This is a genomic window from Mesorhizobium sp. M0771, from assembly GCF_040320155.1.
In the GTDB taxonomy this organism is placed as follows: domain Bacteria; phylum Pseudomonadota; class Alphaproteobacteria; order Rhizobiales; family Rhizobiaceae; genus Mesorhizobium.
In genome coordinates, this window is the sequence record NZ_JAMYPC010000021.1 from 1 (window position 1) to 17,534 (window position 17,534).

Annotated in this window: 14 protein-coding genes; 5 read left to right on the plus strand and 9 right to left on the minus strand. The window is 64.4% G+C overall.

Features of this window, described 5'->3' with window-relative positions; genetic code table 11:
* Positions 1-169: 169 nt before the first annotated feature.
* Genes betB through betI form a run of 5 tightly spaced genes read right to left on the minus strand, consistent with a single transcriptional unit; the run spans position 170 to position 6,470 of the window.
* On the minus strand, positions 170-1,633 hold the full coding sequence (betB, locus tag NKI05_RS26140) for a betaine-aldehyde dehydrogenase (RefSeq protein ID WP_023816483.1): 1,464 nt from the start codon (positions 1,631-1,633) through the stop codon (positions 170-172).
* Positions 1,634-1,684: 51 nt separating this feature from the next.
* Entirely contained in the window at positions 1,685-3,337 is a 1,653-nt protein-coding gene (gene betA / locus NKI05_RS26145; protein ID WP_023816482.1) for a choline dehydrogenase, read from the minus strand.
* A gap of 3 nt (positions 3,338-3,340) precedes the next feature.
* Positions 3,341-4,345 (minus strand): threonine/serine dehydratase family protein, encoded by a 1,005-nt coding sequence (locus tag NKI05_RS26150; RefSeq protein ID WP_023816481.1) that lies wholly within the window; start codon positions 4,343-4,345, stop codon positions 3,341-3,343.
* Positions 4,342-5,871 carry a choline-sulfatase gene (gene betC, locus NKI05_RS26155; RefSeq protein ID WP_023816480.1) on the minus strand — a complete coding sequence of 510 codons (1,530 nt, stop codon included), beginning with the start codon at positions 5,869-5,871 and terminating at the stop codon, positions 4,342-4,344. Before betC ends, NKI05_RS26150 begins: the two co-directional genes overlap by 4 nt.
* An 8-nt stretch (positions 5,872-5,879) precedes the next feature.
* Positions 5,880-6,470: a choline-binding transcriptional repressor BetI gene (gene betI, locus NKI05_RS26160; RefSeq protein ID WP_023816479.1), complete on the minus strand. Its 591-nt coding sequence runs from the start codon at positions 6,468-6,470 to the stop codon at positions 5,880-5,882.
* A 200-nt stretch (positions 6,471-6,670) separates the two neighbouring features.
* Here betI and NKI05_RS26165 point away from each other — a divergent pair, with 200 nt between their 5' ends.
* Together NKI05_RS26165 and NKI05_RS26170 are read left to right on the plus strand one after the other, a co-directional pair.
* Entirely contained in the window at positions 6,671-7,837 is a 1,167-nt protein-coding gene (locus NKI05_RS26165; protein WP_023816478.1) for an acetyl-CoA acetyltransferase, read from the plus strand.
* A 27-nt stretch (positions 7,838-7,864) separates the two neighbouring features.
* Entirely contained in the window at positions 7,865-8,869 is a 1,005-nt protein-coding gene (locus tag NKI05_RS26170; protein ID WP_023754817.1) for an asparaginase, read from the plus strand.
* Here NKI05_RS26170 and NKI05_RS26175 read toward each other — a convergent pair.
* A complete protein-coding gene (locus NKI05_RS26175; RefSeq protein ID WP_352793476.1) occupies positions 8,862-10,217 on the minus strand; it encodes a TIGR03808 family TAT-translocated repetitive protein in 1,356 nt (451 codons plus the stop codon). The genes NKI05_RS26170 and NKI05_RS26175 overlap by 8 nt on opposite strands.
* Positions 10,218-10,356: 139 nt before the next feature.
* Here NKI05_RS26175 and greA point away from each other — a divergent pair, with 139 nt between their 5' ends.
* On the plus strand, positions 10,357-10,830 hold the full coding sequence (greA, locus tag NKI05_RS26180) for a transcription elongation factor GreA (protein WP_023670749.1): 474 nt from the start codon (positions 10,357-10,359) through the stop codon (positions 10,828-10,830).
* Between the two features lie 111 nt (positions 10,831-10,941).
* Here the strand turns inward: greA and NKI05_RS26185 are convergent, their stop codons facing one another.
* From NKI05_RS26185 to NKI05_RS26195, 3 genes are all read right to left on the minus strand, one after another.
* Positions 10,942-11,073, minus strand: coding sequence for an AbrB/MazE/SpoVT family DNA-binding domain-containing protein (locus NKI05_RS26185; RefSeq protein ID WP_023732052.1), 132 nt, complete (start codon positions 11,071-11,073; stop codon positions 10,942-10,944).
* 64 nt (positions 11,074-11,137) lie between these two features.
* Entirely contained in the window at positions 11,138-13,258 is a 2,121-nt protein-coding gene (gene scpA, locus NKI05_RS26190) for a methylmalonyl-CoA mutase (RefSeq protein WP_023816475.1), read from the minus strand.
* Positions 13,255-14,697: a methylmalonyl-CoA mutase subunit beta gene (locus NKI05_RS26195; protein WP_023816474.1), complete on the minus strand. Its 1,443-nt coding sequence runs from the start codon at positions 14,695-14,697 to the stop codon at positions 13,255-13,257. The genes scpA and NKI05_RS26195 overlap by 4 nt, the downstream gene beginning before the upstream one ends.
* 349 nt (positions 14,698-15,046) lie before the next feature.
* Here NKI05_RS26195 and NKI05_RS26200 point away from each other — a divergent pair, with 349 nt between their 5' ends.
* Together NKI05_RS26200 and NKI05_RS26205 are read left to right on the plus strand one after the other, a co-directional pair.
* Positions 15,047-16,591 (plus strand): helicase HerA-like C-terminal domain-containing protein, encoded by a 1,545-nt coding sequence (locus NKI05_RS26200; protein WP_023816473.1) that lies wholly within the window; start codon positions 15,047-15,049, stop codon positions 16,589-16,591.
* Positions 16,592-16,661: 70 nt separating this feature from the next.
* The gene (locus tag NKI05_RS26205) at positions 16,662-17,531 is read left to right on the plus strand and encodes an aldose 1-epimerase (RefSeq protein ID WP_023816472.1); all 870 of its coding nucleotides are present in this window, start codon (positions 16,662-16,664) and stop codon (positions 17,529-17,531) included.
* Positions 17,532-17,534: the final 3 nt, after the last annotated feature.

The window sequence follows — 17,534 nt, forward strand, 5'->3', positions numbered from 1 at the left end:
CCCTTGTGGGGAGGGTCGATCCGCGTAGCGGAGCGGGGTGGGGGTCCTCGCCGACCGTCAGCGCTCACGCCCCCCCCCGCACGGCCCAATGCCGGGGAGCGCGGGGGGGGGCGGCCCCCCCCCCCCCCGGGGGCGGCGCTGTGGGGGGGGGCGCCCCGCCGCCAACCCCTCAATACGGGCTCGCTACATCCCCGGTCTCGACATACACCGCCTTCAGCTGCGAATAGAGCGCTAAAGCCGCCAGCGAGTTCTCGCGCCCAATGCCGGATTGCTTCACCCCGCCAAACGGAATTTCCACCGGCGTCAGATTGTAGGCGTTTATCCAGCAGGTGCCGGCCTGCAGTTCGGCGATCACCCTATGAGCGCGCTGCAGGTCGCGGGTGAAGACGCCGGCGGCGAGGCCGAATTCGGTGTCGTTGGCGCGGTCGATCACCTCGTCCTCGCCGTCGAACTTCAGCACGCTCATCACCGGCCCGAAAATCTCCTCGCGCGCAATGCGCATCGTATCGGTGACACCGGTGAACACCGTCGGCTCGACAAAGAAGCCGCCATCGAACCCTTGCAGCGACGGCACGTTGCCACCGCAGGCGAGCGTTGCTCCATCCTGCCTGCCGGCCGCGATGTAGGAAACGACCTTCTCCTGCTGCGCCTTGTTGACCAGCGGCCCCATCTGCGTCTCAGGATCGAGCGGATCGCCGATGCGGATCTTTTTCGTCCGCTCGACCAGCCGGTCGACGAAGCGGTCATGGATGCCGCTTTGTACGAAAACACGCGTGCCGTTGGAGCAGATCTGCCCGCTCGAATAGAAATTGCCGAGCATGGCGCCGCCGATGGCGTTTTCGAGATCGGCATCGTCGAACACGATCAGCGGCGACTTGCCGCCGAGTTCCATCGTCGCATGCTTCATCTTCGAACCGGCGAGCGACAGCACCTTGCGGCCGGTCGGCACCGAGCCGGTCACCGAAACCTTGGCAACGACATCATGGCCGACGAGGCCGGCGCCGACTTCGCCATAGCCTTGCACGACGTTGAACAGCCCGTCGGGCAGGCCCGCCTCTGAGTAGATCTCGGCCAGCGCCAGCGCCGACAGCGGCGTGTTCTCCGAAGGCTTGAATACCATGGCGTTGCCCATGGCGAGCGCCGGGGCGGATTTCCAGCCGGCGATCTGGATCGGATAGTTCCAGGCGCCGATGCCGACGCACACACCGAGCGCCTCGCGGCGCGTATAGGCAAAAGGTCCACCAAGATCGATCGCCTCGCCGTTGAAGGCGGCAACCGCGCCGCCGAAATATTCGAGGCAGTCGGCGGCCGATAGTGCATCCGCCACCAGCGTCTCCTGGATCGCTTTGCCGGTGTCGAGCGTCTCGATCCGCGCCAGATCGGCGTTGCGCGCGCGCAAAATGTCGGCGGCGCGGCGCAGGATGCGGCCACGCTCGACCGGCTTCATCCGCGCCCAGGCCGGTTGTGCGGCCCGCGCGGCTTCGATGGCGAGCTCCAGCACGTTCGGAGTCGCCGAATGCAAAGTGGCGATGACCTCACCGGTCGCCGGATAGATCACCGGCAGCGGCGCGCCGCCTTCGTCCTCGATGTAGCGGCCGTTGACATAGTGCGATGCCGTTGGCTGGGCGCGCATGCTGTTCTCCAGATGTATTCGCTATTGCGGAGCAGTCCGCCGGACAATGCCCTATCGATCCGCCACCTGCCAGCGCGGATTGATCCAGGGTTCCTGGTTGGACGGCGCCAGTGGCGTGCGGCCGAGAATGTGGTCGGAGGCCTTCTCGCCGGTCATGATCGACGGCGCGTTGAGGTTGCCGTTGGTCACCCGCGGGAAGATCGAGGAGTCGGCGACGCGCAGGCCGTCGACGCCGATTACCCGGCACTCCGGATCGACCACGCTCGTGATGTCGTCGGCGCGGCCCATCTTGCAGGTGCCGCACGGGTGGTAGGCACTCTCGGCATGATCGCGGATGAAGGCGTCGAGATCCTCGTCCGACTGGACGTGCGAACCCGGCGAGATTTCCTTGCCGCGAAAGCCGTCAAAAGCCTTCTGGCGGAAGATCTCGCGGGTCAGCCGGATGCAGTGGCGGAACTCGGTCCAGTCGTCTGGATGCGACATGTAGTTGAAGCGGATGACCGGCGTCGCTTTCGGGTCGGGAGAGCGCAGCGTCACCGAGCCGCGCGACTTCGACCGCATCGGCCCGACATGGGCCTGGAAGCCATGGGCCCTCGCCGCCGCCTTGCCGTCATAGCGCACCGCAGCCGGGATGAAGTGATACTGGATGTCGGGGTAGTCGACGCCGGCCTGCGAGCGCACGAAGGCCGCGGCCTCGAAATGGTTGGTGGCACCGAGGCCGGTCTTGAAGAACAGCCACTGCGCCCCGATCAGAGCCTTGGAGAATGGGTTGAGAACCGAATTCAGCGTGATCGGCTGGGTCGATTCCTGCTGGATGTAGAGCTCCATATGATCCTGCAGATTGCGGCCGACACCGGGCCGGTCGGCCACGACCTGGATGCCGTTCTCCTTGAGATGCGCGGCCGGGCCGATACCGGATAGCATCAGGATCTTGGGCGAATTGATCGATGACGCGGCAACGATCACCTCACGTCGCGCCTTAACGACCTGAATCTGTTTGTGAGCTTCGATCTCGACGCCGACAGCGCGCTGATTCTCGATGATCACACGACGGGCGAAGCCTTTGATCACGCTGACATTTTGCCGCTTGAGCGCCGGCTTCAGATAGGCTGACGCGGCCGACCAGCGGCGGCCGCCGCGTATGGTTTGCTCCATCGGTCCGAAGCCTTCCTGCTTCGAGCCATTGTAGTCGTCGGTCAGTTCGAACCCGGCTTGGCGGCCGGCCTCGACAAAGGCGCCGTAGAGCGGATTCTTGCGCGGGCCACGCTGGACGTGCAGCGGGCCGCCGTGGCCGCGCCAGCCGTCCTCGCCGCCGTCACTGTCCTCCATGCGCTTGAAATAGGGCAGCACGTCGGCGAAGCCCCAGCCGGCCGCCCCCTGTTCGGCCCAGTGGTCGAAGTCGCGTGCGTGGCCCCTGACATAGACCATGCCGTTGATCGAGGACGAGCCGCCGATCACCTTGCCGCGTGGCGTCGCCAGCACGCGGCCGCCGAGATGCGGCTCCGGTTCGCTGGCAAAGCCCCAGTCGTAAAGGCTCATGTTGAGCGGGATCGACAGCGCCGACGGCATCTGGATCAGCGGCCCGATATCGGTACCGCCGAACTCGATGACGATCACCGAATGCTTGCCGTCTTCCGACAGTCGGTAGGCCATGGCCGAGCCGGCCGAGCCGGAGCCGATGATGACGAAGTCTGCTTCAAGCATGGTTCACATGCGCCCATCGTTCATATGCGAAATAAAATCGGCGAGCGAGACATTGCCGCCGGTAGCCATGACCAGGACCGTTTTACCCGTCACATCCACCTTGCCGCCGAGCAGCGCCGCCAGAGAGGCGGCGCCTGACGGCTCGAGCACCAGCTTCATCCGCTCGAAGGCGATCTTCATCGCTCGCCTAACCGATTGGTCGTCGACGGTGATGCCGCGCACGCCAGCGGTCTTGACCGCCGCGAACGGCGCGTCGCCCGGCCGCCGCGACATCAGCCCGTCGCAAATCGATTTCGGCGCGATCGGCATGGTCTCGATGGCGCCATGCGCTAGCGATGCACCCATGCCGTTGAAGCCTTCCGGCTCGACGCCGATGATCTCGGTTGCCGGCGACAGATAGTGGAAGGCGAGCGACATGCCGCCGATCAGTCCGCCGCCGCCGACCGAGCAGAACAGAAGGTCGGCACTGGCGTCCTTTGCCTCGAATTGTTCGAGCGCTTCGAGCCCGGCGCCGGCCTGGCCGGCAACGATCTCCGGATCGTCGAATGGATGCAGCAACGCCAGCCCTTCGGTCTCGGCAATCTCGCAGGCCTTGGCGGCTGCGACCTCTTCACGGGCGCGCTCGCCATGATCGGTCAGCACGACGCGCGCGCCATAGCCTGTGGTCGCATCGCGCTTGGCGGCCGGCGCGTCGATCGGCATGACGATGGTGACGGGAATGCCGAGCGCCTGGCCGGCAGCCGCCAACCCTTGCGCGAAATTGCCGGAGGAGTAGGCGACGACGCCTTTTATGGCCTCGTCCGGCGACAGCCGCTTCAACCGCCAATAGGCCCCGCGCACCTTGAACGAGCCGGCCCATTGCAGTGATTCCGGCTTGATAAAGACGCGGGCCGCACCCGTCTCCTTGGCCAAGGCTGTCGATTCCAGCAACGGCGTGATCTGCGTCGCCTTCGACGTCACGGCATAGGCTTGTCTGAGGTGATCGAGGGAGGGGACAATGGTCATCATTCGCCTCGCGGAAAGCGTTTTTGGTCCTCGAGATTGTCGAGGTTCATGTGGTTGCGCATGTAGCGTTCCGACGCCTTCTGCAGCGGTTGGAACTCCCAGGGGTAATGCGTGCCGTTGCGTAGCGCCGGATAGACCACCCAGCGCCGCGCCTGGCTGGTACGCACGGCGGCGTCGAAGGCGGCCATGTCCCAGCGCGCTCGTACGGCTCCCGTGAAGGCCGCCACCAGATCGGCATGCGTCGGATCGGTGGCAAGATTGGTGAGTTCTTGCGGATCGGCTTCGAGATCGAACAGAAGCGGCGGATCGATCTCGCAATGGATGAATTTATAGCGGCCGTCGCGGATCGCCACCAACGGCGCGTTGGAGCCTTCGGCGGCATACTCCATCAGAACTGGAGCATCGCGTTTCGTGCCCTCGAGCAGCGGCAGCAGCGACTGGCCGTCGGTCCACGGCGCGATCGCCGAGATGTCGATGCCGGCGAGATCGCACAATGTCGGCGTCACGTCGAGATTGGAAACCGGCGCGTCGATCAGCCCCGCGGCAACGCCCTTGCCGGCGATCATCAGCGGCACCCGTGCCGAGCCCTCGAAAAAGTTCATCTTGAACCACAGGCCGCGCTCGCCAAGCATATCGCCATGGTCGGAGCAGAACAGGATGACCGTGTCGTCCAGCATGCGCGTACGTTCCAGCACTGACATCAACTCGCCGACCTTGTCGTCGAGATAGGAGATGTTGGCGTAGTAGCCGCGCCGCGAGCGGCGGATCTGCTCCGGCGTGATGTTGAAACTGTCGTAGTCGCTGGCGCGGTAAAGCCGCTGCGAATGCGGGTCCTGATCGGCATAGGGGATGAATCCCACCTCCGGCTCAAGCGCCGGACAGTCTTCATAGAGATCCCAATATTGCCGCCGTGCGACATAGGGGTCGTGCGGGTGGGTGAAGGAAACCGTCAGGCACCAGGGCCGGCTGGCCTCGTCCTCGGAGGTGCGGGCAAGATCGTAAAGTTTTTGCACCGCGTGGAAGGCGACCTCGTCGTCATACTCCATCTGGTTGGTGATCTCGGCAACGCCGGCGCCGGTGACAGAGCCGAGATTGTGATACCACCAGTCGATGCGCTCGCCGGGCTTGCGGTAATCCGGCGTCCAGCCGAAATCGGCGGGATAGATGTCGGTGGTCAGCCGCTCCTCGAAACCGTGCAACTGGTCAGGGCCGACGAAATGCATCTTGCCCGACAGGCAAGTGTAGTAGCCGGCGCCGCGCAGATGGTGGGCGTAGGTCGGGATCGAGGAAGCGAATTCGGCGGCGTTGTCATAGACCTGGGTGCGCGACGGCAATTGCCCGCTCATGAAGGCGGCGCGGCCCGGCGCGCAAAGCGGCGAGGCCGTGTAGTTGTTGCCGAAGCGCGCCGAGCGTGCGGCCAGCGCCTTGAGATGCGGCACATGCAGGAAGTCCGCCGGCCCGTCCGCAAACAGCGTGCCGTTGAGCTGATCGACCATGACGATCAGGATGTTGGGTCGCCTTGATATCAATGAGGCTGTCACTGTGTCTGTCGCCCGCCGAGTTTGATTTCGAGATAATCTTCGACCAGCGCGATCGCGGTTTGAGCATCCGGCACGCCGTCCTTCAGCGCGCGCCTGATGTACAGCCCGTCGATCATCGCCGCGACCGCTTCCGCCGCGCGGTCGGCCTCGTTGCGCGGCAGTATGCCGGTCAGTCCGCTCATCAGGTTCGAGTGCAGCCGCCGCGCATAGACCCTGAGCAGCCGGCGCAGGGCCGATGATTTCTGTGCATCGACATAAAAGGCGAGCCAGGCCGCGATGGTTTCCGGCCGGAACTGGATGTCGGAGAAGTTGACGGCGACCACCGCCGAAACGCGTTCGCGCGGCGAGCCGGCGGATTGCAGCGCGCGCCGCATGTCGATCGTCAGCTCGGCCAGAATATGCCTCATCGTCGCCAGCAGCAGCTCATCCTTGGCGCCGAAATAGTGGTGAGCCAATGCTGACGACACACCGGCGCGCCCCGCTATCTCCGACATGGTCACGTCAAGCGAGCCGCGCTCGCCGATCGCCGAGATCGTCGCGTCGATGAGCGCCTTGCGGCGCAACGGTTCCATTCCGACTTTAGGCATGATGTTCCCGGCTTTTGCGGCGGAGATTATTTTTTATTGACGCGTCAATCAACAAAAAATTGATCCGATTGGAACCTGCACCAAGCGATTGTCGGCTTGCGGCCCTTTTCGATGCGGGCGGGATTGTTTATATTTGAACAATAAAGGCGAAGTGCGCCGTTTGCCCACATGTTAGGCTGGCGCCAAGGATGGAGACCGCCATGACCGCATGCATCGTTGGCTGGGCGCATTCGCGCTTCGGCAAGCTGGAAGGCGAGACGCTGGAAGGCCTGATCACCAAGGTCGCGGTCGACGCGCTCGACCATGCCGGCATTGGCCCGGACGAGGTCGACGAGATCGTGCTCGGCCATTTCAACGCCGGCTTCTCCCCTCAGGATTTTACCGCCAGCCTGGTGCTGCAGGCCGATGACCGGCTGCGCTTCAAGCCGGCGACGCGGGTCGAGAACGCCTGCGCCACGGGTTCGGCAGCGGTCCGCCAAGGCATCCGCGCCATCGATGCCAATGCCGCCCGCATCGTGCTGGTGGTCGGTGCCGAGCAGATGACGACGACACCCGGCCCCGAGATCGGCAAGAACCTGCTCAAGGCTTCCTATCTGCCGGAGGAGGGCGACACGCCGGCTGGTTTCGCCGGCGTCTTCGGCAAAATCGCGCAGGCCTATTTCCAGCGTTATGGCGACCAGTCGGACGCGCTGGCGATGATCGCGGCCAAGAACCACAAGAACGGCGTCGACAATCCGTACGCGCAGATGCGCAAGGATTTCGGCTACGAGTTCTGCCGCCAGGAAAGCGAGAAAAACCCGTTCGTGGCCGGTCCGCTGAAGCGCACGGACTGTTCGCTGGTCTCCGACGGTGCTGCCGCCCTTGTGCTGACCGACACCTCGACGGCGTTGAAGATGCGCCGCGCCGTCGCCTTCCGCGCCAACGAGCATGTCCAGGATTTCCTGCCGATGTCGAAGCGCGACATCCTGTCTTTCGAAGGCTGCGAGCAGGCCTGGAACCAGGCTTTGAAGAAGGCCGGCGTGACGCTCGACGACCTCTCCTTCGTCGAGACGCATGACTGCTTCACTATTGCCGAACTCATCGAATATGAGGCGATGGGCCTAGCCAAGCCGGGCGAGGGCGCCAGGCTGGGGCTGGACGGCACGACGGCAAAAGACGGCAGGCTGCCGGTCAATCCTTCGGGCGGGCTGAAGGCCAAGGGCCATCCGATCGGCGCCACCGGTGTGTCGATGCATGTGCTGACCGCCATGCAGTTGACCGGCGAAGCAGGCGGCATCCAGGTGCCGGACGCAAAGCTTGGCGGCATCTTCAACATGGGTGGCGCTGCCGTCGCCAACTACGTTTCCATCCTCGACCGGATCAGGTAGAAGCGGCCCGTATTTTTCGGGGTGGTGATGACAAATCCGGTTCTGGTCGAAGTCTTGCGCGGCGCGATCGTCGAGAGCGCCCATCGCGGCGCTGTCGCAATCTTTGACGGTGACGGCAAGCCTGTCCTGGAGATCGGCGATACGGCGCGGCCGGTGTTTCCGCGCTCGGCGGTCAAGGCGATCCAGGCGCTGCCGCTGGTCGAAACGGGTGCCGCCGATGCCTATGGCTTCGGCGACCGCGAACTGGCGCTGGCCTGCGCTTCACATTCAGGCGAACCCGCGCATGTCGAACTGGCGCAGGCGATGCTGGCCAAGGCCGACCTCGACAAGTCGGCGCTGGAATGCGGCGCGCATTGGCCGTCGAGCCACGACGCGACGATCGCACTGGCCCGCACAGGCGTCTCGCCGAACGCACTGCACAACAATTGCTCGGGCAAGCATTCCGGATTTCTCTGCACCTGCGTGCACTCAGGGATTGCCCACCAAGGCTACGTCAAGGCAGGCCATGGTTTGCAGGAGATGGTGCGCGACGCCATGCAGGCGGTGACCGGCGCTGCCCACGATGCGGATCACCGGGCAACCGATGGCTGCTCGATCCCCACCTATGCCGTGCCGCTGAAAAGTTTTGCCCTTGGCTTTGCCCGCATGGCTACGGGCAGGAGCTTTGGCCCTGAGCGTGCCAAGGCGGCCAAACGCCTGCTGTCTGCCTGCATGGCCGAGCCTTTCCTGGTCGCCGGCACCGGCAAGGCCGATGTGGCGCTGATGCAGGCCGCGCCCGGCCGCATCTTCGTCAAGACGGGCGCCGAAGGCGTCTATTGCGCTGCCGTTCCGGAGCTTGGCCTCGGCATCGCGCTGAAATGTGATGACGGCGCCGGCCGCGCCGCCGAGGTGATGATTGCTGCTGTGCTGGCAAAACTTCTCAGCGCCGACGGCGCACTGGCGGCGAACCTTCTGGAGCGGGCCAATCCGCCGATCGAAAGCCGCATCGGCGCCAAGGTCGGCTCGCTGCGGCCGACGACGACGCTCAGCTGACCCTGTTTCGCTCGACCGTCAGGTGCGCATAGCCGCTATCGCTCGACCGCGCGAGGTCGCCGGTCGCCCGTTCGGCCCAGCGCTGGCCGATGATGGCGCCGTTCTCGGCGCCGTCGATGACGTTGTCGGAGATGATGGCGTTCCCAGCGCCCTCGACCACAGTGACGGCGATGCCGGTTCCGGCCTGACGAATGATGTTTCCCGTCGCCACAACATTGCGCATATAGGCGCCCCAGCCGATCTGCATGCCGTAGAGCGGCGCGTTCTCGATGACATTGCCCGAGACGGTGGTGTCGGCCTCGACGCTGATACCGACGCCGAAGCCCGGCGCGTCGGCGGGGTAGGGGCCGGTGGTCGAGAGGTTGCGCACGATGTTGTTCGAGCAGACACCCATACGGCCGCCCTCGTTGAAATTGACGATCGAGATGCCGTTAGCGGCACCATCGACGATGTTGTTGCCGATGATGGCGCCTTCGAAGGAGAATTCGGAATAGAGCGCGGTTTCGCCCGACCGCGAGTAGGTGTTCCCGGTCATCTGCAGATTGCTTGAACTGTTGGCGCGGATCGCCGAGAAGGCGCAGTCCGAGACGATGTTGCCGGTGACGGAGACATTGCCGGCACGGAATGCGTTGATGCCATTGCCGTTCTGCCCGGTGCCGCCGCTGCGCGCGCCGATCCGCTGCACGCGGTTGCCGCTGACGATCGTGCCGTCCTCGGCCTGCTGCCAGCGATGGACAAGAATGCCGCCATTGCCGCAGTCGGATACGGCATTATCGGATATCGCCAGGCCAGCGGCCTCGACGGAGTAGATGCCGGCGTCCGCAGCCCCCGAAATCTCGGAGCGCTCGACGCGGCCCGACGCATGCTCCAGCGCCAGCCCATGCTTGCAGCTGCCGGTGATCGTGCAATTGTCGATGACGAGATGGGCGACGCGGCGCAGGTCGAGCAGGCCTTGCGCATCGTCGGCCAACCCGCCGTTGGCGCCGTCGAAGACCAATGCGGTGAACTCTATATGCTCGGCCTGTTCGGCCGTCAGCAAATGGCCATTGCCGCCATAGAGGATGCGCGAGGCGCCCGGCACGCCCGAAAGCCTGACGCGGGCGGGCAGGGTCAGGTTGGACACGACATAGGTGCCCGGCGGCAGGAACACCGGCGCATTGCGCTGGCTTGCCTCGGCTAGCATCGTGGCGAAGGCCTTGCTCTGGTCGTCCGGTGCGTCCGGCTCCACGCCAAGCTCGGCGGCATTGATCGAGCCAAGCGCTGCCGTCTTCGCCAAGGCGTTGTCCAGCGAAACGCCGAGCACCGCAAAGCCGACAGTCCCCTTGAGAAGCGTTCGTCTGTTCAACATCGGCACAGATCCCTGCGATGAAATGGTTCTTCGCAGGAATTGGGCCAGCCGCATAGGTCTCCGCTCGGCGATAGTCCGACCAATGACCGGGTCCGCCAAGTGGCTTGTACAGTCGCCGAAGCGGGCCTAAGTTTATCCGATGAGCAGGGCTTTCACCCGCGAGGAAGACAGCGAAAACGCCATTGCCGGCATCGGCGAGCGGCCGATCAGCCAACACCGCAATCTGGTGACGGAGCGCGGCCTGGCGATGATCGAGGACAATCTGGCCGATCTGCGCGACATTTTGGCGAAAGCCGAGCGAAAAGCCGATCGCGAGCGCATTGCCGTCGTCTCGCGCGACCTGCGCTACTGGACAGCGCGCCGCGAAAGCGCCGAGCTTTCCGTGCCGGAACCGGGCAGCGACCAGGTGCGCTTCGGCATGGGTGTCACGCTGGAAAGCGATGACGGCAAGAAAGTGCACTGGAAGATCGTCGGCGAGGACGAGGCCGACCCCTCAAAGGGCAGCATCTCACACGTCTCGCCAATGGCCGTGGCGCTGTTCGGCAAGAAGGTCGGCGACGTCGCAAGCGTCAACGGCAAGGAATGGGAAATTGTCAAGCTGTCGGACGCCTGACGCCAGCTCACCCTATTTGCACAGCCAGCTTTCGCAACGCGGGCTCATACTTGTCCATGACATCGCGAGCAGCACGTATTTGCCGTTCGACGTCGTCACACGGCACCGGCCTTAGGATGATGCCGTCGTGGTTTCGATGATCTGGAGTTCATCGCCCACTTGCAGGCTCAAGCTGTCGAGCGTTTCCCGCGGCAGGATTACAACGCCCGATCCGTCCTCAAGTCCGTGAATGATGGTGTTCATAGCTATACCATAGGTTGCGCCCGATATTGTAACGCAACTTTGATAAGCAGTGCAACTGTTTCAATCAGCTCGCCAGCAGCCGGTCCAGCAACCGATCCGCAGCCTCCGGGATAACCGTCCCTGGCGGGAAGATTTCCGCGGCACCCGCTTCCAGCACTGCGCCGTAATCCTGCGGCGGGATGACGCCGCCGACGACGATCAGCATGTCGGGGTGGCCGAGTTTCTTCAGCGCATCGCGCAATTCGGGGATCAGTGTCAGGTGCCCCGCCGCCAGCGACGAGGCGCCGATGACATGGACGTCCTGCGCCACCGCCAGCCTGGCGATCTCGTCGGGTGTCTGGAACATCGCGCCGACCGTCACGTCGAAGCCGAGATCGGCGAAGGCCGTGGCGATCACCTTCTGGCCACGGTCGTGGCCGTCCTGTCCCATCTTTGCGACCAGGATGCGCGGCTTGCCGCCGGACTTCTTCTCGAAAGCTTCGAGCTTCTCCAGCAATCGGCCGACCGTCAGATTGTCGCCAAGCGCATTGCGATAAACGCCGGAGATCGTTTGCACCGAGGCGACGTGACGGCCAAAGACCTTTTCCAGCGCCAGCGAGATCTCGCCGACCGTGGCATAGGCGCGCGCGGCGCGGATGGCAAATTCCAGCAGGTTTCCGTTACCCTGCGCAGCGCGGGTCAGCGCATCGAGCGCGCTCTCGACCGCGCCGACATTGCGCGTGCCTTTGAGGTTCTGCAGCTTCGACAACTGTCGGGCCCTGACCTCGGCATTGTCGATCTTCAGCACGTCGACTTCGATGTTGTTCTCGGGGCGATGCGCGTTTACGCCAACCAGTATCTGCTCGCCGGAATCGATACGCGCCTGCGTGCGCGCCGCCGCTTCCTCGATGCGCAGTTTTGGAATGCCCTGTTCGGTTGCCGCCGCCATGCCGCCAAGCGCCTCGACCTCTTCGATATGGGCGAGCGCACGCGCCGCCAGATCATGCGTCAGCCGTTCGACATACGCCGAGCCGCCCCATGGATCGATGATGCGGGTGGTGCCGGATTCCTTCTGCAGGATCAACTGCGTGTTGCGGGCGATGCGGGCCGAGTGGTCGGTCGGCAGCGCCATCGCCTCGTCGAACGAGTTGGTGTGCAGCGACTGGGTATGTCCCTGCGTCGCCGCCATCGCCTCGATCATGGTGCGGGTGATGTTGTTGTAGGGGTCCTGCGCCGTCAGCGACCAGCCGGAGGTCTGGCAATGGGTGCGCAGCGACAGCGAGCGTTCATCCTTCGGTGCAAAATTCTTCTGCATCAAGGTCGCCCACAACAGGCGCGCCGCGCGGAGCTTGGCGATCTCCATGAAGAAGTTCATGCCGACCGCCCAGAAGAAGGAAAGCCGCGGGGCGAAACGGTCGATATCGAGCCCGGCGGCGACGCCGGCGCGGGCATATTCGATGCCGTCGGCGATGGTGTAGGCGAGCTCCAGGTCCGCGGTCGCGCCGGCCTCCTGCATGTGATAGCCGGAGATCGAGATCGAATTGAACTTCGGCATGTGCTGGGAGGTATAGGAGAAGATGTCAGACACGATCCGCATCGAGGGCTTCGGCGGATAGATGTAGGTGTTGCGGACCATGAACTCCTTCAGAATGTCGTTCTGAATGGTGCCGGCGAGATCCTTCTGCGCAACTCCTTGTTCTTCGGCCGCAACGATATAGAGCGCCATGATCGGCAGCACCGCGCCGTTCATGGTCATCGACACCGTCATCTCGCCCAGCGGAATGCCGTCGAACAATTGCCGCATGTCGAGGATGGAATCGATGGCCACGCCCGCCATGCCGACATCGCCGGCAACGCGCGGATGGTCGCTGTCATAGCCGCGATGGGTGGGCAGATCGAAAGCGACCGAAAGGCCCTTTTGGCCGGCGGCGAGATTGCGCCGGTAGAAGGCGTTGGATTCCTCGGCCGTCGAGAAGCCGGCATATTGCCGGATCGTCCACGGCTGCTGGACATACATGGTCGGATAGGGACCGCGTACGAAGGGCGGCATTCCCGGATAGGTGTCGAGATGCGGCAGCCCCTTGAGATCGCCCTGGCCGTAGAGATGCTTGACGGCAATACCTTCCGGCGTCAGCCGCTGGCCCTTGACCTCGACCGGCGCGCGCCGTGGCGCCGACCAGCCAATGTGGCTGAAATCCGGGATCACTGTGCGGCTCCGATTGCCTGGTCGATGCGGACGGGAAACAGCGCCTCGCACACCGCCACGCCCTCTGTGAAAGGCGGCCGCCGCTCAGCCGCCAGCGTCTCGACCGGGGCATCGTTTTTCAGCGGGTAAAGCGTGGTGCCGATGATTGCCCGTTCACCCGACCGGTAGGCCTCGGCGCGGCGCTCGGATGCTGCCTTCACGCGCTTCTGGATATGCCCTTGCTGCAGGCTTGCCAGAACGCCGCCTTCCGCTTCGATCCGCTGGAACTCTTCCCACGCCGCTTCGCACAGGCCCAGGGTCAGCGCCTCGACTGCGCCCGACCCAAATGCTGGGTCGGCGACATGGTCGATATGGCTTTCATTGGCCATGATCAACTGCGCATTGCGGGCGATGCGGCGGGCAAAGCCGGCCGGCAGCCCGAGGGCGATGGTGTGTGGCAGGATGGAGATCGAGTCCGCGCCGCCTGCTGCCGCTGCAAAGCTGGCGATGGTGGTGCGCAGGATGTTGGTTTCGGGATCCGCCGCCGTCATCATGCGGAACGACGTCTCGGCATGGATGTTGGCTGTCGATGCCGGGATGGAACAGGTTTCCTGGATGCGCGCCCACAGCCTGCGCAAGGCCCGGACCTTGGCCATCGACAGGAACTGGTCCTGGTCGACGCTCAGCGCAAAGCCGATATGGGGAGCGGCATAGACAAGCGGCTGGCGCGCATCCTCGAACATCCTGAGGTAGGAGACGGCGGAAGCGAGCATGGTGCCGAGTTCCTGCGCCTCCGTGGCGCCGGCATTGTGGAACACTCGCCCATCCGCCTCCAGCAGCACACCCGGCACGCCCAGCGAGAAGAAATGCGCCAGCGATTGCGGCATCGATGCCTGCAACGCCTCGATCGACATGCGCAGCCGGCCGGTTCCGGCAAAGATTGCCGCCGGGTCGATGCCGAAGGAGAGGTTCAGCTTTGCCGGGTCGGAGCGGCGCTTGCTCAGGAACGCCACCAGCCAGTCGGCAACGGCACGGCTCCAGGGATGGGCGTCGATGCGGATCTGCGTGCGGTTGAGCGGTACGCCGTCCAGCACCGTTTCCAGCGCCTGCGCCGTCCTCGGCAAGCCATAGCCGAACGCATTCGGAGCACCTTCGAAGACAAGCGACAATCCCGTCGCGCCTTGTGCCACATCGTCCAGGGCCTGCGCCTTGGCGCGGCCGATATCGGGATCGTCAATGCGCTGGCTGACAATCCAGGGAAATTTGGGGTTGGCGCGCACAAGCGGCTCGGCGCCGCCGGCGCGATCGTAGAGCGGTTCGATGCGAATCTGATCGTCGGTATGCGAGACCAGTTTTTCCTCGAAGGAGGCGCCGGCGAGCGCCTTTTCGGCCAAGGCCAGCCAACGCTGGCGCTCGACGTCAGCGGCTTCGATGCTCCTGGTCAAGGCTCCGGCGCCCATCCATGTTCCTCGTTTTTATGCGGCCGCACCAGCGTCAGCCGTCCAGTCTACGGTTCCCTGCCAGATATCGCAATGCAATGCGCTTGCGCGGTTGGGATTCGCTTCCCTGACATAGGGCAGCCTGCGTGGACGAACCATGGAACGATTGCCAAACAGCGGCAAAATCCGCAAGTTCCAAAAACCGATTTGGAGGATTGGTTCAATTTAGACGATTGGCCCAATCTGGATGAATAGCCAACTGGATGGATAGCCCAATTGGAGAATAGCATTGTCGCTGCGCAATGGCCTGACTATACCCTGCGGCACGGCCACAGGCTTTTAACACATCAGTTTGCGGAGACATGGTCATATGGCTGACGACACCAGCATTTTCCTCGGCGCCAGCCGCAAGCCCGACGACAGCTATCAGCGCGCCGAACAGCTCTTGCTGCGATATGGGAACCGCCATGGCCTGATCACCGGCGCCACCGGCACCGGCAAGACAGTCAGCCTGCAGATCCTGGCCGAGGGGTTTTCCAATGCCGGCGTGCCTGTGTTCTGCGCCGATATCAAGGGCGACCTGTCCGGCATTGCCATGATGGGCAAGGCGCAGGATTTCCTGGTCAAGCGGGCCGAGCAGGTCAAGCTCGACCCTTACGACTTCCAGGAATTCCCGGTCATCTTCTGGGACCTGTTCGGCGAGCAGGGCCATCCGATCCGCGCCACCGTCTCGGAAATGGGGCCGCTGCTTCTGTCGCGGCTGATGAACCTCTCCGAAGCGCAGGAAGGCATCATGAACATCGCCTTCCGCATCGCCGATGAGGATGGCCTGCTGCTGCTCGACATGAAGGATCTGCAAGCGCTGCTGGCCAACATCGCAGCGCGCGCCGACGAGATCAGCTCGCGCTACGGCAATGTCACCAAGCCGTCGGTCGGCGCAATCCAGCGCACGCTTCTGGTGCTGGAACAGCAGGGCGCGGCGCATTTCTTCGGCGAACCGGCTTTGCGCATCGCCGACATCATGCGCACCACCCGCGACGGCCGCGGCGCCATCAGCGTGCTCGCTGCCGACAGGCTGATGATGAACCCCAGGCTCTACGCCACCTTCCTGCTCTGGCTGATGTCGGAACTGTTCGAGGAATTGCCCGAGGTCGGCGATCCCGACAGGCCGAAGCTGGTGTTCTTCTTCGACGAGGCGCATCTGCTTTTCGACGAGGCGCCGAAGGTGCTGATCGACCGCGTCGAACAGGTGGTTCGCTTGATCCGCTCCAAGGGCGTCGGCGTCTATTTCGTCACGCAGAACCCTTTGGACATCCCTGAAAAGGTTCTCGCCCAGCTCGGCAACCGCGTGCAGCACGCGCTGCGCGCCTATACGCCGCGTGAGCAGCAGGCGGTCAAGACCGCCGCCGACACCTTCCGGCCCAACCCGGATTTCGACTGCGCCACCGCCATCACCCAGCTCGGCACCGGCGAGGCGCTGGTCTCGACGCTGGAGGTCAAGGGCGTGCCGTCCATGGTGCAGCGGACATTGATCCGGCCGCCATCGTCCAGGCTTGGCCCGATCACAGCGGACGAGCGCCGCAAGCTGATCGACCAGAGCCCGGTCGCCGGCCAGTACGACCAGACCATCGACCGCGAATCGGCCTTCGAGATGCTGCAGAAGAAAGCCAAGGATGCGCAGGACGAGCAGGCGCAGCAGGCCGACAGCGGGCGCTCGCGCTGGACCATTCCGGGCTTCGGCAATGACGATCCGCCGCCGCAGCAATCAGGCGGTCGCCAGGCCCCTGCGCCAAGGCCGTCCAACCGCCAGACGGTGGCCGAAGCCGCGATCAAAGCTGTCGTGCGTTCGGTCGGCTCGTCGGTCGGCCGCGCGATCGTGCGCGGGATTCTGGGCAGCCTGTCCAGGGGGCGGTAAAAGTGTCGGCCAGCCCGCCTCGGACATGATCAGCGGCCAGAACATCGCCATCGACGGCGGTTGGTAAGGGATGGCCGGCCTCCTGGAACTGCGCGACGACCGCGCCCGTCTGGTCCTGGCGCCGCAAAAGGGCGCGGCGATCGCCCGCTTCGATGCACTGGTCTGCGGCGCAACGGTGCCGCTGCTCCGCCCCGACGATGGCACCGGCGCCTCCGGCTGCCAGCTTCTGGTTCCCTGGTCGAACCGCATCTCAGGCGGCGGTTTCGCCTTCGACGGCCGCTTCCATGCGATCGAGCCGAACGTGCCGGGGGAGGCCTTTCCAATCCATGGCGACGGCTTCCAGAGGGAGTGGCGGATTGCCAGCCACAGCGCCACCGAGGCGGAACTGGTCCTCGACGCCGGTGAAATCGGCCCCTACCGATATACGGCGCGGGTCGCCTATGCGCTGCATGACGGGGCCTTGGATGCCACGCTCACGGTGGAGAATCGCACCGGCATTCGCCTGCCTTACGGGCTCGGTTTTCATCCCTGGTTCCCGCGCAGCGCCGGAACGACGCTCGAGGCGAAGGCGGCGCGGGTCTGGCTGGAGGACAAGCATCATCTGCCGGTCGGCGTGGCGCCGGTGGCCGATTACCCCGCGTGGAATTTCTCGAACGCCTCCCTGCTGCCGCGAAGCTGGGTCAACAACGCCTTCGACGGCTGGGACCGCCGCGCCAGGATCACCCGGCCCGAGGACAGGATCGCCATCTCGCTCACGGCCTCGCCGCCGCTCGACGTCGTTATCCTCTATTCGCCGTCGATTGATGCGGATTTCTTCTGCTTCGAGCCGGTGTCGCATACCGTCGACGCGCATCACGGCGAAGGGCTGACCCCGCTTGAGCACGGCGCTACGCTGAGTGCAAACATGCGCCTTGATTGGCATTCCACCACTTCGCTCTGATGC

Coding starts and splice junctions, on each gene's coding strand:
- NKI05_RS26185 (WP_023732052.1), bottom strand. CDS start 11,073: ATGAACACCATCATTCACGGACTTGAGGACGGATCGGGCGTTGTAATC.
- betB (WP_023816483.1), bottom strand. CDS start 1,633: ATGCGCGCCCAGCCAACGGCATCGCACTATGTCAACGGCCGCTACATC.
- NKI05_RS26200 (WP_023816473.1), top strand. CDS start 15,047: ATGGCTGACGACACCAGCATTTTCCTCGGCGCCAGCCGCAAGCCCGAC.
- greA (WP_023670749.1), top strand. CDS start 10,357: ATGAGCAGGGCTTTCACCCGCGAGGAAGACAGCGAAAACGCCATTGCC.
- NKI05_RS26150 (WP_023816481.1), bottom strand. CDS start 4,345: ATGATGACCATTGTCCCCTCCCTCGATCACCTCAGACAAGCCTATGCC.
- NKI05_RS26205 (WP_023816472.1), top strand. CDS start 16,662: ATGGCCGGCCTCCTGGAACTGCGCGACGACCGCGCCCGTCTGGTCCTG.
- betA (WP_023816482.1), bottom strand. CDS start 3,337: ATGCTTGAAGCAGACTTCGTCATCATCGGCTCCGGCTCGGCCGGCTCG.
- NKI05_RS26170 (WP_023754817.1), top strand. CDS start 7,865: ATGACAAATCCGGTTCTGGTCGAAGTCTTGCGCGGCGCGATCGTCGAG.
- NKI05_RS26195 (WP_023816474.1), bottom strand. CDS start 14,697: ATGGGCGCCGGAGCCTTGACCAGGAGCATCGAAGCCGCTGACGTCGAG.
- betI (WP_023816479.1), bottom strand. CDS start 6,470: ATGCCTAAAGTCGGAATGGAACCGTTGCGCCGCAAGGCGCTCATCGAC.
- NKI05_RS26175 (WP_352793476.1), bottom strand. CDS start 10,217: ATGTTGAACAGACGAACGCTTCTCAAGGGGACTGTCGGCTTTGCGGTG.
- NKI05_RS26165 (WP_023816478.1), top strand. CDS start 6,671: ATGACCGCATGCATCGTTGGCTGGGCGCATTCGCGCTTCGGCAAGCTG.